General features: G+C 62.3%; 10 protein-coding genes and 1 pseudogene. 5 read left to right on the forward strand and 6 right to left on the reverse strand.

Annotated features, from left to right (window positions below; all coding sequences use genetic code 11):
* Positions 1–13: 13 nt before the first annotated feature.
* Positions 14–520 (reverse strand): OsmC family peroxiredoxin, encoded by a 507-nt coding sequence (locus FLM52_09805; protein NVN56083.1) that lies wholly within the window; start codon positions 518–520, stop codon positions 14–16.
* A gap of 291 nt (positions 521–811) precedes the next feature.
* On the opposite strand from FLM52_09805, the gene FLM52_09810 reads away from it, so the two are divergent.
* A complete protein-coding gene (locus tag FLM52_09810) occupies positions 812–1,822 on the forward strand; it encodes a hypothetical protein (protein NVN56084.1) in 1,011 nt (336 codons plus the stop codon).
* Between the two features lie 115 nt (positions 1,823–1,937).
* On the opposite strand, the gene FLM52_09815 is transcribed toward FLM52_09810, so the two are convergent.
* The 3 genes and pseudogenes from FLM52_09815 to FLM52_09825 all read right to left on the reverse strand — a co-directional run bounded on the left by FLM52_09815 (position 1,938) and on the right by FLM52_09825 (position 5,237).
* Positions 1,938–3,100, reverse strand: a protein-coding gene (locus tag FLM52_09815; GenBank protein NVN56085.1) for an IS3 family transposase whose coding sequence is annotated in 2 segments (ribosomal slippage) — positions 1,938–2,842 and positions 2,842–3,100 — 1,164 coding nt in all. Because the reading frame shifts where the segments join, the coding sequence is not laid out codon by codon here.
* Between the two features lie 475 nt (positions 3,101–3,575).
* Positions 3,576–4,628 carry an AAA family ATPase gene (locus FLM52_09820; protein NVN56086.1) on the reverse strand — a complete coding sequence of 351 codons (1,053 nt, stop codon included), beginning with the start codon at positions 4,626–4,628 and terminating at the stop codon, positions 3,576–3,578.
* Positions 4,629–4,832: 204 nt separating this feature from the next.
* Positions 4,833–5,237: pseudogene (locus FLM52_09825) on the reverse strand (PAS domain S-box protein).
* Positions 5,238–5,638: 401 nt separating this feature from the next.
* Here FLM52_09825 and speB point away from each other — a divergent pair.
* The 4 genes from speB to FLM52_09845 all read left to right on the forward strand — a co-directional run bounded on the left by speB (position 5,639) and on the right by FLM52_09845 (position 11,543).
* A complete protein-coding gene (gene speB / locus FLM52_09830) occupies positions 5,639–6,589 on the forward strand; it encodes an agmatinase (GenBank protein NVN56087.1) in 951 nt (316 codons plus the stop codon).
* Positions 6,590–6,913: 324 nt separating this feature from the next.
* A complete protein-coding gene (locus FLM52_09835) occupies positions 6,914–8,230 on the forward strand; it encodes a YjiH family protein (protein NVN56088.1) in 1,317 nt (438 codons plus the stop codon).
* Between the two features lie 75 nt (positions 8,231–8,305).
* Entirely contained in the window at positions 8,306–9,982 is a 1,677-nt protein-coding gene (locus tag FLM52_09840; GenBank protein ID NVN56089.1) for a 5-guanidino-2-oxopentanoate decarboxylase, read from the forward strand.
* Positions 9,983–10,091: 109 nt separating this feature from the next.
* Positions 10,092–11,543 (forward strand): aldehyde dehydrogenase family protein, encoded by a 1,452-nt coding sequence (locus FLM52_09845; GenBank protein ID NVN56090.1) that lies wholly within the window; start codon positions 10,092–10,094, stop codon positions 11,541–11,543.
* 126 nt (positions 11,544–11,669) lie between these two features.
* Here FLM52_09845 and sulP read toward each other — a convergent pair whose 3' ends face one another.
* On the reverse strand, positions 11,670–13,496 hold the full coding sequence (gene sulP / locus FLM52_09850; GenBank protein ID NVN56091.1) for a sulfate permease: 1,827 nt from the start codon (positions 13,494–13,496) through the stop codon (positions 11,670–11,672).
* The gene (locus FLM52_09855) at positions 13,489–14,850 is read right to left on the reverse strand and encodes an NAD(P)/FAD-dependent oxidoreductase (GenBank protein NVN56092.1); all 1,362 of its coding nucleotides are present in this window, start codon (positions 14,848–14,850) and stop codon (positions 13,489–13,491) included. The genes sulP and FLM52_09855 overlap by 8 nt, the downstream gene beginning before the upstream one ends.
* Between the last annotated feature and the right edge of the window lie 55 nt (positions 14,851–14,905).

A 14,905-nucleotide genomic window follows, 5' to 3' on the forward strand; every position in this document is an offset into this window, starting at 1 on the left:
AGTCTGTCGCGCATCACTGATGGGTGATGGCCGCCTCGCAACTCACCGGAAAATTGAGCGAATTGGCGATGAAGCACAGCGCATGCGCCCGATGGTGCAGCTCATGAGCGAGCGCGATATCGTCACCGGCGGCCAGCGTGATCTCGGGGCGCAGCACGATGGAGGTGAAGCGTCCCGCCTCGCCCGGGTTCTCTGTCTGAGTCTTGTCATCCGCGGCGGGTGCGTCTTCCTGCATCGTGCCCTCGGCGTGGTCGTGATAGCTCATGACACGAATGCCGGCCTCAGCACACAGGTGCAGATACCACAGCTTGTGGCAGGCCGAGACGGAGGCCACCAGCATGTCTTCCGGATTCCAGCGGCCAGCGTCGCCCCGAAAGGCGGGGTCGGCGGAGCCTTCAAGGCTCGGCTTGCCACTGACACGGGCCACGAAATCACGCTCATAGGCGGTGTAATGGCGGGTGCCATCGCCGCGATTGCCGGTCCACTCAAGTTCAACCGAGTACTGGTGTCGTCTGGACATCGTTGTCTGCTGCTCTCTCACAGGGGAAACCGCGTGCGTCGCATGACGCGCAATCTGATACTTCTGCCTGATTAGGCATCTGAACAGCGTCAGCACCCAAGAAGTCATCGTAAGCCGATGATAGGATTGAATTGATCGCACTCTGACAGGATGTCACGCATGGCGTTTGCAGTCGCACGACCCTCTGGTACACGACCCTCAGGAATACAAGGCCCGGACACGAGAGCCTCTGGCCCACGCGCCGGGCTGGCCGTCGCCGCCCTGAGGTGGGGTCTCGGCCTGAGCCTGGGGTTGTGTCTATTGTCCCCCGGTGCCTCGGCACGCGCCGAAGCGGCGCAGTTTCGCTCCTCACCGCAGGTCATCAATACGCTGAGCAGTACCTATGGCTTCGTCATCGCCCAGGTCATCACCCTGTCACGCATCGCCGAGGAATATCCCGGCCTCGCGCCGGATGCAGAGCTGGCCTCCGCCTATTTCGACAATGCCTTCCCGAACATCAGCCACCGCCTGGCGGACAACCTTGCCACCCTGATGGGCCGAGCGCATGCCCGCGAAGTGCTGGAAGGCATTCGCCGCGAGATCAAGAAGGAGCTGGATTCCCAGCTGACCACCGACAAGCTGACCAGCGACTTCGCGGCCCGCTTCATCGAGGCCATTCATCTGCGCGCCCAAGGGGAATACCTGCCCTCGCCGTTCAAGGAATTTCTGCTGGCGACCAAGTATCAGATCGAGCCGGTATACGAGCTGTACGACGGCTATTTCCAGCAGTTCCACACCAAGGGCCACGCCAAGTCACTGGGCATCAACCTGGCGCTGCATCTGCCTGCCTCGTGGTCTGCCGCCGAGGGACGCCTGCCGCATATCGTGCAGAAATGGCAGAGCCAAGCGGGCACTGGCACCGACATGATCATCCTCGAGATCTATGATCTGCATGGTGAGACCGTCAGCGACGCGCAGCTCAAGGTAATGGCCGCCACGGACCAACTGGCGCAATGGGCACCCATCAACAGTCAGATGCTCGACTCCGGCCTGACTCAGGTGGATCACCGTCAGGCCTACTGGTTCGATATCGCCATGACACAGCGACACCAGGGCACGCCCATCACCTCGCAGACCCGCGAATACGGCCTCTTCCTCGACGACAAGCTGATCCGCCTGCACTGCACCAGCTACCACCCCACCGCCGACGGCACCACCTACGCCAAAGCCAAGACAGACCTCACCGTCGATGACGGCTTCAGCGAGATCAAGCCGTTATGTGAAGGGGTGATGGGGAGTTTGGTGGTGATGGAGGTGGATTAAACCAATGTAGCTAGCTTTAAAGCTCTCATGCTTCATTAACAAATAAGAATTTATAGAACAAGACACAGCCAACAATATAACAATATGATCTTGCCCAGTAACCATGGACACCCACCTAAGCGATCATTCGGGCTTCGAAGGCCTCCGGGCTGATCATTCCGATGGCACTGTGCCGGCGATGCCGGTTGTAGTCCAATTCAATATACTCGAACACCTGTCGTTTCATCGCTTTCCGGGTGTGAAATCGCTCACCGTGAATCGCCTCGACCTTGAGACTGTGGAAGAAGCTCTCGGCACAGGCATTGTCATAGCAATTTCCCTTGGCACTCATGCTGCATTTGAGGTCGTATCGGGAAAGCAACGACTGATAGAGAGTCGAGCAATACTGGCTGCCGCGATCCGAGTGCACGATGACATCTCTTGGCATCTTTCGATTCCATAGAGCCATCTTCAGGGCGTCAGCGGCCAAGTCGGCGGTCATCCGTTCATTCATCGCCCAGCCGATGACTTTGCGCGAGTACAGATCGATCAATACGGCCAAGTAAAGCCAACCCTCGTCGGTCGCCAAGTAGGTGATATCACCGGCCCATTTCTGGTTTGGCGCTGTTGCGGTGAAGTTCTGCTTCAGCAGATTGGCCGCCACCGGCAGTGTGTGACGCGAGTTGGTGGTGGCCTTGTACTTCCGCGCCGCTTTGGCACGCAGGCCTTGCCGATGGAGACTGGCAGCGACGGTTTTACGATTTATCGGCAGCCCCTCATCATGCAGGTCCAAGGTCAATCTGGGAGCACCTGAGCGTCCTTTCCTGTGGTGATAGGCCTGGGCCACTCGCTGATCGATAACGGCCTGCTGGCGTCGCCGTTGACAGGGTTTTCCGCTATGCCGTCGCCAAGCGTAGTAGCCGCTACGAGCAATGCCAAGAATGGCGCACATGCGCTGGATACTGAATGCCTGACGATGTTGCTGGATGAAGGCGTACTTCACTTCAGGCTTTTGGCAAAGTACACCGCGGCTTTTTTTGCAATTTCAAGCTCTTCTGACTTCTCGGCCAGCTGACGTTTGAGTCGAACATTCTCGTCGGCCAGTGCCTGCTCTCGGGCCGAGGCACTTTGCTTCTGTTGAGATTTGGCGCGCCACTGATAGAGCTGGCTGGGCTGCACCCCTAGCTCTCTGGCGGCGGCGCTGATACCGATGCGGTCGGCGAGTGCCAAAGCCTCATCCTTGTAAGCTTGGGAGTAACGGTTACGAGTCTTCTTCATCGACGCTGACTGCCTTGCCATGGGTTACCTCGTTCAGTGAGTGTACTTCCTTAATAGGATGTCCACTGTCACTGGGCAAGATCAATATGCTATTTCCTGAAAGGAGACCTATGCCTGAATCTTCCAATCTCAGACTCAATATTGAACTCTAGATTTAATTAACGAAAACTTGCAAGTTTATAAACTCTTAACCTTCAAGTTAAACTACTTCCCTAAATATAACCAAGAGAAACCATCCATAATATTAACAGCTTCACCATAACTACGGTAACTCTATCAGGCGAGACCCGACAGATAGGCCTAAAGTAGCTGCACTCACAAATGAAAACATCAATGCAACTTTAAAATTGGTCGTAGCTATATAGTGATCATAGCGTCCAATAATATTGAACAAAAATTCACATTTCTCTTTATAGCTTTCATCAACATTATCCAAAATCAACCTCTCTAAAATCCCATATGAACACAAAACAGAAAATCTTTAAACGCATAGCAATTATTTTAATAACATACATTTCAACTTCCTCACCACCGAAGGCTGGCTAATCCCTGCCCTCTTCGCTATTGCATAGGTACTGGGCAGCTCGGCAGCCATCTCGCGTAGCCATTGCGCTTCGATGCGTGCCAGGCCTTCCTTGAGGGTTTCGTTGGGGCCGAGTTTGGGGATTGGCATGGCTACCGCCCCCTCAGCGGCAGGCGCTGAGAGGGAATTGGGACTATGGAAGTTATCGGCAGTGGTAAAACTATCATTAACGCCTATTCCATTAGATTTTTCATTACTGAAGCCAAATGAATTGCCTAGTCCATTAGCGTTATTCGTGGAACAAGTGCTGAGCAGTGTTTTCACTGAGTCGCTGTCGATGACATCACTGGGGGCGCTGAGCCAGGCGCGTTCCAGCCAGTTTTCCAGTTCGCGGATATTGCCGAGCCAGTCCTGGCGCATGAGGATGGGCCATAACGAGGCGTCAAGAAGCTTGCGGCGGCCATGACGTTGATTGAGGCGCGAGAGGTGTTGCTCGATCAGGGCGGGAATGTCTTCGCGGCGTTCACGCAGCGGCGGCAGGCTGACGGGTAGCACATTGATGCGGTAGTAGAGGTCGAGGCGGAACTGGCCCTGCTCCACGCGGGCGGCGAGGTCTTGATTGGTGGCGACGACCAGGCGGAAGTCGGCGCGGCGGGTGGTGGTGTCGCCCAGGCGGGTGATCATCCCGTCCTGAATCACCTTGAGCAGCTTGGTCTGGGTGGCCAGCGGCAGCTCACCGATCTCATCGAGGAACAGGGTGCCGCCTTCGGCCTGCTCCATCAGGCCCGCCTTGCCACGGTTGCCCGCGCCAGTGAAGGCACCAGCCTGATAGCCGAACATCTCGGATTCGAACAGGCTCTCGGGAATGGCGCCGCAGTTCACCTCGATGAAGGGGCCGTCGGCGCGTTGGCTCCAGCGATGCAGTTGATGGGCGAAGGCCGTCTTGCCGACCCCGGATTCGCCCAGCATCAACACCGTGGCGCTGGTGGGCGCGACCCGCTTGAGCAGCAGCGCTATCTCGCGCATCACGGGGCTTCTGACCTGCAGCTCGCCCAGATCCAGCGCGGCGTCTTCGCACTCGGCCTGCTCGCGCGCTGATTGTTCACGTTGCCGCTGTTCCGCCTGGCTCTGTGCATATTGCTCCGTGGCTTGTTGGCCTGATTGGCCTGCCCTCGGCGTTGTCCAATCGCCCTCTGCCTGACTGACGCCGCCCAGCTCACTGCCGCGTGAATTGCGGCGCAGGTGATCACTGAAGCGCTGCTGGAGCACCGCGTACTCCTGCTGCAACAGCTGGATATCGGTGAGATCCATCGAGCGGCTGACCACGCACTCAAGCTTGCCCGCGACAAACACCGGATGCGCCTGCGCCACCACCCGCCGCCCGGTGGCGGTAAGCTGCATCATCTGCAGCGTGCGCCCCGTGCGCAGCACCTCCAGGCTGATGGAGGGTTTGAGCACGCCACTGGCTTCCAGCTCATGCACGTTGGCGGCACACAGCTCCTCGCGGGTCATGCCATAGACCGCCGCGGCGCCAGGGCTGACATCTGTCACCTGGCCATCCGCATTGACCACGAAGTAGTGATCGTGAGCGGTGTCGATGATGGTCTTGAGAATCTGACGGTCGAGCTCTGACATGGCGGGCACCTCATGGTCGAGCCTGTGAATCGGGCGGGGCTTTCCAGCAGGTCTTTCTATCGCTTCTTTCCAGCAGGTTTTTCCAGCTGGTCTTTCTCGCACTGCGCTTGAAGACACTCTCGATGATGCCCGAATGTGATCCACAAATGAATCATCGATCCATTTTTGAATCATCAATGACGCACGAGTGATCCACAAATGAATCACTCGGCGACCGCCGTCAAATAAAACTCAATAAAATCAATCAACTGAAAATTGGCATGGTTACTGCAATGCTGGAGTATGCACCAAGGAAGATCGCCGGCTTTCATCACACCGTCCAGCCAGGCGATCAGGCGAACAATCACAATACCCAGCTCGCCGTCAGCGTATCGCGAGCGATTCAAGACCTGGAGAGACAGATGAGCGAGTTCAATCAGCCGCTGGGCGGCAACGACATGCCACGTTTCGGCGGCCCGGCCACCATGATGCGTCTGCCGGCTCAGGAAACCGCGGAAGGACTGGACGCCGCCTTCATCGGCATTCCGCTGGACATCGGTACCTCCAACCGTCCGGGGGCGCGCCTCGGCCCGCGTCAGATCCGTGATGAATCGCGCATGCTGCGCCCCTACAACATGGCCACCCGCGCCGCGCCCTTCGATAGCCTGCAGGTGGCGGACATCGGCGATGTGCCGATCAACACCTTCCACCTGCCGAAGAGCATGGACATCATCGAGCAGTTCTACGATGAGGTGCTGCGCCACGACTGCGTGCCGCTGACGCTGGGCGGCGATCACACCGTCACCCTGCCGGTGCTGCGCGCCATCGCCAAGAAGCATGGCCCGGTCGGCCTGATCCATATCGATGCCCACGCCGACGTCAACGACCACATGTTCGGCGAGCCCATCGCCCACGGCACGCCGATTCGCCGCGCCCAGGAAGAAGGCCTGCTCGACAGCCATCGCGTGGTGCAGATCGGTCTGCGTGGCACCGGCTACTCCGCCGATGACTTCGACTGGTGCCGCCAGCAGGGCTTCCGAGTCGAGACCGCCGAGATGTGCTGGTTCAAGTCACTCGCCCCGCTGATGGCCGAAGTGCGCGACATGATGGGCGACCGCCCGGTGTACATCACCTTCGACATCGATGGCCTGGACCCCTCTGTCGCCCCCGGCACCGGCACCGTGGAAGCCGGCGGCCTGACCATGCCGCAGGGCATGGAAATCGTGCGCGGCGCGCGTGGCCTCAACATCGTCGGCGGTGACCTGATGGAAGTCTCCCCGCCCTATGACCCCAGCGGCAACACCGCGCTGATGGGCGCGACCCTGCTCTACGAGATGCTGTGCGTGCTGCCGGGCGTGCAACAGCGCGACTGATCCACGAACGACCCACGAATGACCCGCTGTCCTGCTTTACCCGCGCCGGGGCCCGTCCCGCCCTCGGCGCACACAACCTCAACACCGAATACGGTTTCATCCTCGTATACGGCATGAGCTTCACGGGAAGCTCGGCCAGGGCCTGACCATTACAACAAGATCTAGGTGACCCGCATGACAACCAGCATCGACTCCGCGGCGGACCATACGCCGCCCCGCTCCAGCTCAAGCGCTGATTCACGCTCCAACAAGACACATAACGGTGAGAAGGCGCAGAAAGACCTCATCGCCACCCGTCCCGTGCCGCTCTCGGTCCACGGGCTGATGAAATTCCTGGTGCCGTCATTGCTCGGTGTCAGCTTCTTCCTGGTGCCGTTCAGTGTCGGCGACACCATCAATATCGGCATGGGCCTGATGGCCGATTGGCTCAAGGCCACGCTCGGCAGCGCCTTGCCCGCCATCGCCGTGGCGGTGCTGTGTCTATCGGTGATCCTCACCGCCTTCGTCAAGCTCGCCAAGCCGAACTGGGCGCGCCACGGCGCAGCGCACGAGCTGTTCGACGTCTCGCCGGTATGGTTTGCCATGCGCTCCCTCGGCGCCATCTTCGCGCTGATGACCTACTTCCAGTGGGGGCCCACTCAAGTGACGGCGGCCTTCACCGGCGGCGTGATGCTCAATGATCTCGCGCCGGTGCTGCTGACCTTCTTCTTCTTCGCGGCCATTCTGCTGCCACTGCTGGTCGACTTCGGCTTCATGGAATTCATCGGCAGTCTGGTGCGTCGCCCGTTCCGCGCCATCTTCAACCTGCCCGGGCGCAGCGCCATCGATGCCACCGCCTCATGGATGGGGTCCGGCACCGTCGGCGTGCTGATCACCACCCAGCAGTACGAGCAGGGCTTCTACAGCAAACGTGAAGCGGCAGTGATCGCCACCAACTTCTCGGTGGTCTCGATTGCCTTCGCGTTGCTGGTCACCAGCTTCATGAACATCAATCACCTGTTCGTGCCCTTCTATCTGACCGTCGTCATCGCGGGCCTGATCGCCGCCGTCATCGTGCCGCGCCTGCCGCCGCTGTCACGCAAGCGTGATGATTATCATGAGCCAGTCGGCTGTCAGATCAGTGAAGAGAACCAGAGCGACTGTGGCGTGCTGCGCTACTCACTGGGCATGGCCGTCGCGCGCGCCGAGCATGCGCCGGGCCCGCTCAAGCTGGTGAAATCGGCCTGCTTCAATGTGGCGGACATCTTCCTCGGTCTGCTGCCGGTGGTGATCGCCATCGGTACCGTGGCACTGATGCTGGCCGAGTTCACGCCAGTGTTCACCTGGCTCTCCTACCCGATGATTCCGCTGCTGGAACTGCTGCAGATTCCCCACGCGGCAGAGGCAGCCCCGGCGACGCTGGTCGGCTTTGCCGACATGTTCCTGCCGGCGGTGCTGGCCAAGGACATCGACAGCGAACTTACCCGCTTCGTGATCGCCTGCCTGTCGCTGACCCAGTTGATCTACATGTCCGAGATCGGCGCCCTGCTGCTCAAGTCGAAGATTCCGCTCAAGCTGTGGGAGCTGGTGGCCATCTTCGTGCTGCGCACGCTGATCACCCTGCCGATCATCGCCGGTATCGCGCATCTGTTCGTGTTCTGAGCCAAGCGGGCACTCAACGTGTTTCTCATCTCATACGGGAGCACCACGGTGCTCCCGTCATTGGAATAACCTGCCATGACCTGTGCTGAACTCCTCATCCGACTGCTGCGTGACACCTACGGCGTCGACACCGTCTTCGGTATTCCCGGCGTGCATACCGTCGAGCTCTACCGTGGCCTGGAGCCGGATGCCGACCCCGCCGCGCGCAGCATTCGCCACGTCACCCCGCGCCATGAACAAGGCGCCGGCTTCATGGCCGATGGCTATGCCCGCAGCACCGGCAAGCCCGGTGTGTGCTTCATCATCACCGGCCCGGGGATGACCAACATCACCACCGCGATGGGCCAGGCGCTGGCCGACTCCATCCCGATGCTGGTGATCTCCAGCGTCAATCGCACCGACACCCTCGGCCGTGGCCAGGGGCGTCTGCACGAGCTGCCCAGCCAGCAGCAGCTGGTGTCGGGCGTGGCGCGCTTCAGCCACACCCTGCTCGACCCGGCCGCGCTGCCGGAAGTGCTGGCCCGCGCCTTCGCACTGTTCGAGGGTGCCCGCCCCGGCCCCGTGCATATCGAGATTCCCATCGACCTGTTCAATGCCGAGATCCCCCCGCCCGCCGGTCGCACCACGTATGATTTCACGCGCCCGCGCATCGGCCGCCTCGCGCCGGACCCGGCCCTGCTCGCTGAGGCCGTGAGCCTGCTGCAGGGCGCCGAGCGGCCATTGGTGCTGCTGGGCGGTGGCTGTGTCGCCGCGCCCCAAGCGGCCCGCCAGCTGGTGGAGGCGCTGGATGCCCCCACCGTCACCACCATCAATGCCAAGGGTCTGCTGGGCAGCGCCCACCCGTTGGATCTCGGCGCCAATGCCGCGCTGCCTGCGGTACGCGAACTGGCGCGCGACGCCGATGTGGTGCTGGCGATCGGTACCGAGCTTGGCGAGACCGACTACGACGTGGTGTTCGATGATGGCTTCGTGATCGGTGGTCAGCTGATCCGCGTCGATATCGACCCCGAACAGCTGGCGCGCAACCAGCAGGCGACGCTCGCCATCGTCGCCGACGCCGGCCTGGCACTGGAGACCCTTGCCGCGCGTGTTGCTGATGACCTGGGCGAAACCTATGACAAGACGGCTGACGCAAAGGCAGGCAAGACACGCGGCGCGCAGACCACCGCCGCGACGCTTGAAGCCCTCGCGTTGCCGACCGATCCGGCCTTCGCGCCCTACGTGCCGCTGTTCGACACCCTCCAGCAAGCGCTGCCGGAGGCGATCTGGGTGGGCGATTCCTGCGCGACCGTCTACGCCGCCAATCATCTGCTCAGCCAGCCGGCGCCACGCCGTTACTTCAATGCCTCCACCGGCTACGGCACGCTCGGCTACGGCCTGCCCGCCGCGATGGGCGCGACCCTGGGCCGCCCGGACCTGCCGGTGATCGCGCTGGTCGGCGATGGCGGCATCATGTTCACGCTGTCCGAACTCGCCTGCGCAGTGGAAGAACAGCTGCCGGTGGTGATCGTGCTGTGGCACAACCAAGGCTATGAAGAGATCCGCCGCTTCATGGACAACGCCGCCGTCACGCGTCTGGGCGTCGACATCAAGGCCCCCGACTTCCAGCTGCTCGCCCAGGGCTTCGGCTGCGCCGCCGTGGCGATCGACTCCCCCAGTGAGCTGGCGACCGCGATCAGCGAGCGCGACGCAAGCGCCCCGCTGCTGGTGGAAATTGATGCGGCGGCGTGGCAGCGCTCAATCGCCGGCTGAGTCCGGCTCGGCGCAGCGCATCATTCTCACGAACAATGCCCGCCTGTGCCCTTGAGGTGGCAGGTGGCATGGAACTCTCATGCCAGAAACTCACATGTCAGGAATGTCCATGCACAAGCTCGATCATCAGTTCATCAACAACGAGTGGGTCAAGTCCCACGGCGAGCGTCGTCTGGCGGTCACCAATCCCTTCGAGGAGACCGTCATCGCCGAGGTGACGGCAGGTGATGCGCGTGATGTACAGGCTGCCGTCGCGGCCGCCGCCGATGCCTTTGAAGACTGGCAGGCGTTGAGTGGCGGCGAGCGTGCGGTCTATCTGGAGGCCTTCGCCGAGGCGCTGACGTCACGTCGGGAAGCGCTGGTGGAGATGTCGTGTCGCAACAACGGCAAGATTCGCGCCGAGGCCGAGATCGATCTCGATGATGCCATCGGCTGCTACCGCTATTACGCCGCCCAGGCACGCGCGCTGGATGCGCGTCAGGGCGTGGAAGTCGCGCATGATGTCGAAGGCTATGCCGCGCACACCTATCACGAACCGGCAGGCGTGGTGGGACTGATCACGCCGTGGAACTTCCCGCTGGTCACCAGCGCCTGGAAGGTCGCGCCGGCGCTCGCCGCGGGCTGCACCCTCGTGATCAAGCCCTCTGAAGTGACGCCGCTGCCGGAGCAGGTGATGGCCGAAATCGCGCTGGAAGCCGGACTTCCGGCAGGCGTTTTCAACCTGCTGCACGGCGATGGCGAGGGCATCGGCGCACCGCTGACCCGTCATCCGCGCATCGACAAGATTTCCTTCACCGGCAGCAATGTGGTCGGCGAGAAGGTCATGCAGGCCGCGGCCGGCGGCACGCGCGGCGTGTCGCTTGAGCTTGGCGGCAAGTCTGCGATCCTCGTGCTCGACGATGCCGACGTCGAGGAGGCCGCCGATTGGGTGATGGCGGGCATCTACTTCAATGCCGGTCAGATCTGCTCTGCCACCTCGCGCCTGCTGGTGCACGAGGCCATCGCCGATGAGCTGCACACCGCACTGGCCAGCCGCATCGATGCGCTGGTGCTGGGTGACCCGCTGGATGCCGCGACCCAGATGGGCCCGATGACCAGCGCCCGCCAGCGCGATACCGTGCTCAATTATCTCAACGTGGCGCGCGAGGAAGGCCTGACGGCGCTGCGCGATGGCACCCATCGCAGCCTGCCGAGCAAGGGTTACTTCGTGGCGCCGACGCTTTTCACCGATGTGCCGGTGACAAGCCGTCTGTGGCGCGAGGAGGTCTTCGGGCCAGTGCTGTGCTCGCGCCGCGTCGCCGATGAGGCCGAGGCGATCCGCCTCGCCAATGACTGTGATTTCGGGCTGGTGGCCACGGTGGTCAGCGGTGATGCCAGGCGCGCCCAGCAGGTCGGCCGCCGTCTGCGTGCAGGCGTAGTGTGGTACAACAGCGAGCAGTTGCCGCTGGTACAGGCCAGCTGGGGTGGCTTCAAGCGCAGCGGCATCGGCCGTGAGCTGGGGCCGTGGGGCCTGGCGGGCTATCTGGAGGTCAAGCACATCATCGGCCCAGTACTTGACTGAACGTATTGACTGAACGTATTGACTGAGCATCTTGTGTGACCAGATGACAAAACGCCCCGCCTCGGCAATCACCGAGGCGGGGCGTTTTCGTTTACGGCTCTTTCTTGAAACCAGCCCCTTCTCCTATCAGCCGACCGCCGCCGTCTGGCTGATGCCGTCCCGCGCACATGACTGGCCGCAGTGGCTGCCGTGAATGCTCAGCGCCTGCCAGGCATCGAAGGTGCTGAGATAGATGTCGCCACCGAGATTCGCTGGCAGCTCCGAACACTTGAGGCGGTCCATCACCGGGCCCTTCACTTCACTCAGATGCAGTTTCACGCCAGCGGCGCTCAGGCGTTCATTGATGACTTCCAGGCTTTCCAGCGCCGAGGCATCGATCAGGTTGACCGCCTGACAAGCCAGCACCAGATGCTTGAGCGAGGGGCGTTCGGCCATCAGCGCCAGCACGGTGTCTTCCAGATAGCGTGCATTGGCGAAATACAGACTCTCGTCGATGCGCAGAATCGCCAGTTCGGGGTCGGTCTCCACCTCATGGCGCTCGACATTGCGAAAGTGCTCGCTGCCCGGCACACGCCCGACCAGCGCACTGTGCGGCTGGCTGGTGCGCTTGAGATAGAGCCCCAGCGATACGACGATGCCGACGATGATGCCGCTCTCCACCCCATGCGCGAGAGTGATGATCAACGTGACCATCAGCGCCGCACCGTCACCCTTCGAATAGCGGAAGGTGCGTTTGATCGCCGCGATATCGATCAGGCTGGTGGTGGCGACGATGATGATCGCCGCCAGCGTCGCGCGCGGCAGCCAGGCCAACCAGTCAGTCAGCCACAGGCTGGCGAGCAGAATGCCGATGGCGGTAAAGGCCCCCGCCAAGGGCGTGGCGGCGCCGGCATCGAAGTTGACGACTGAGCGCGACAGCCCGCCCGAGATCGGCATGCCACCGCTGACGCCTGCGCCCATGTTGGAGACGCCCAGCGCGATCAGTTCCTTGTCGGGGTCGATGCGCTGACGGCGCCGCGCGGCGAGACTCTGGGCCAGCGCCAGCGATTCGACGAAGCCGACCACGCTGATCAAGAGTGCCGAGAGCAGAAGGCCCGACCAGTCATGGCTGACGAAGGACGGCAGGCTGAGGTCGGGCAGCCCGCCGGGCACGGCACCGATCAGCGCCATGCCGCTCTTGCCCTGCTCAAGAGGACCACTCAGGCCCCAGGCCAGCAGGCTGGAGACGATGACGGCGATGATCGGCGTGGTCTTGCACAGCATGCCCGCCGCGCTCGCGCGCATCCCGAGGGCCATCAGGATCTGCTTGAGATGTCGGCGTGCCAGAATCAGCCCCGTCAGGCAGCCCACCCCGATGACGAGTGTCGGCCAGTGCAGCCCTTGCCCGCCTGCCGACAGCGATTCGCCCATCGCGATCAGATTGCCGCCGCTGAGGCTCAGGCCGGTGATGGGGCCGAGCTGACTGGCGATGATCAGAATGCCCGAGGCGGTCATGAAGCCCGAGATCACCGGGTGGCTGATGAAATTCACCAGCACTCCCAGGCGCAACAGCCCCATGGCGATCAGCATCGCGCCGGAGAGAAAGGCCAGCAGCAGCGCGGCGGCCAGCATCTCGGGCGTGGAGAGCGCCGCACCACCGGCGCCGCTCATGCCCGCGATCGCCGAGGCCGTCATCAGCGAGATGATCGCCACCGGCCCCACCGCCAGGGTGCTGCTGGTGCCGAACAGCGCATACAGCACCAGCGGCAGCATGCTGGCGTAGAGGCCGACCTGCGCCGGCAGCCCCGCCAGCAGCGCATAGGCCAGCGCCTGAGGCACCAGCATGACGCTGACGATCACCGCCGCCAGCAGGTCACGCCCGAGACTGTGGCGGTCATAGTGGGCAAGCCAACCCGCCAGCGGCAGCCAGCGGGCAAGCGGCGTCCCCTTTGCCTCTCGGACCGGCTCAGACATCGCGTGACGCCGGACGCGCCAGCCATTCATGGCCCTTGAGCATCAGGTTCCAGTAGATGAACGGCAGCCCCCGCGCCTTGAGCTGCCAGGCCAGGCGTGTCGGGCGCGTGCCGTCATTGACCCACTTGGGGAAGGTCGGCTGCAGTTCGCCGCCGTAGCCGAATTCCGCCAACACGATGCGGCCGTTCTCCACCGTCAGCGGGCAGGAGCCATAGCCCCGATAGCCTGCGGTGAGCGCGCCACCTGCCAGCGTGGCCAGCAGGTTCTCGACCACTACGGGGGACTGCTTTCGCACCGCCGCGGCAGTCTTGGCATTCGATGTGCCACTGACATCGCCCAGCCCGAAGATAACGGGATGGCGCATGTGCTGTAGGGTCTCGGGCTCGAGATCCAGCCAACCAGCAGCGTTGGCCAGCCCTGACTCGGCGATCAACGCCGGTGCCTTCTGCGGCGGCACCACATGCAGCATGTCGAAGGACTGCTCGACGATCTGCGGCTCGCCGCCCTCCTCAGCTGCCGGTACCTCAAAGCGTGCCGTCTGCGTCTCGCCATCCACCGCGACCAGGCGCTGTTGGAACCTGACATCGATGCCATAGCCCGCGACCGCCTCTTCCAGCGCCGGCACGTAGGCCGGCACGCCGAACATCACGCCGCCGGCGTTATGGAAGCTGACCTCGAGCTGCGACAGCACGTTCTCACGCTGCCAGTGATCGCAGGCCAGATACATCGCCTTCTGCGGCGCACCGGCGCACTTGATGGGCATCGGCGGCTGGGTGAACAGCGCCTTGCCGCCCTTGAGGGTCCGCACCAGCTGCCAGGTATAGGGCGCGAGATCATAGCGATAGTTGGAGGTGACGCCATTTTCGCCCAGCGTCTCCTCCAGCCCGTCGATAGCGCCCCAGTCCAGCTCAAGACCGATGGCGATCACCAGACGCTCGTAGCGCAGGCGATGGCCATTGCCATTGCCAAGCGTGACTTCGTGCGCCTCGGCATCGATGGCGGTGGCCGTATCGCGATACCAGTGCACGCCCTTGGGCATCACCGAGTGCATCGGCTTGCGCGTGAATTCCGGCGTGAAGATGCCGCCACCGACCATCGTCCAGCCCGGCTGATAGCTGTGCTGCTCAGCGGGTTCGACGATGGCGATGTCCATGCCCGGCTGACGCTTGAGCAGACTGGCCGCCACCGCGATACCGCCGGCCCCGCCACCGATGATCACCACCTTGTGGGCGTTGGGTGCCAGGCGGTGATTGGCGGCGCGAGTCGCTTCAGTGGCCGAATCAGCCCCCAGATTGTCACAAGGCGTCGTTGCAGAATCCGAAACTGGCGGGGTCTGTGGCGTGCTCTGGCTCATCGATAAGGCTCCCATCGCGGCAATTCGTCCATTTGAGTCACAAAATTACGTAAGC

The organism is bacterium Scap17 (genome assembly GCA_013376735.1).
Lineage (GTDB): Bacteria > Pseudomonadota > Gammaproteobacteria > Pseudomonadales > Halomonadaceae > Cobetia.

Excerpts from the sequence above, each read along its gene's own strand:
- FLM52_09845 (NVN56090.1), top strand. The coding sequence starts at position 10,092 with ATGCACAAGCTCGATCATCAGTTCATCAACAACGAGTGGGTCAAGTCC.
- speB (NVN56087.1), top strand. The coding sequence starts at position 5,639 with ATGAGCGAGTTCAATCAGCCGCTGGGCGGCAACGACATGCCACGTTTC.
- FLM52_09820 (NVN56086.1), bottom strand. The coding sequence starts at position 4,628 with ATGCGCGAGATAGCGCTGCTGCTCAAGCGGGTCGCGCCCACCAGCGCC.
- sulP (NVN56091.1), bottom strand. The coding sequence starts at position 13,496 with ATGTCTGAGCCGGTCCGAGAGGCAAAGGGGACGCCGCTTGCCCGCTGG.
- FLM52_09855 (NVN56092.1), bottom strand. The coding sequence starts at position 14,850 with ATGAGCCAGAGCACGCCACAGACCCCGCCAGTTTCGGATTCTGCAACG.
- FLM52_09840 (NVN56089.1), top strand. The coding sequence starts at position 8,306 with ATGACCTGTGCTGAACTCCTCATCCGACTGCTGCGTGACACCTACGGC.
- FLM52_09805 (NVN56083.1), bottom strand. The coding sequence starts at position 520 with ATGTCCAGACGACACCAGTACTCGGTTGAACTTGAGTGGACCGGCAAT.
- FLM52_09835 (NVN56088.1), top strand. The coding sequence starts at position 6,914 with ATGAAATTCCTGGTGCCGTCATTGCTCGGTGTCAGCTTCTTCCTGGTG.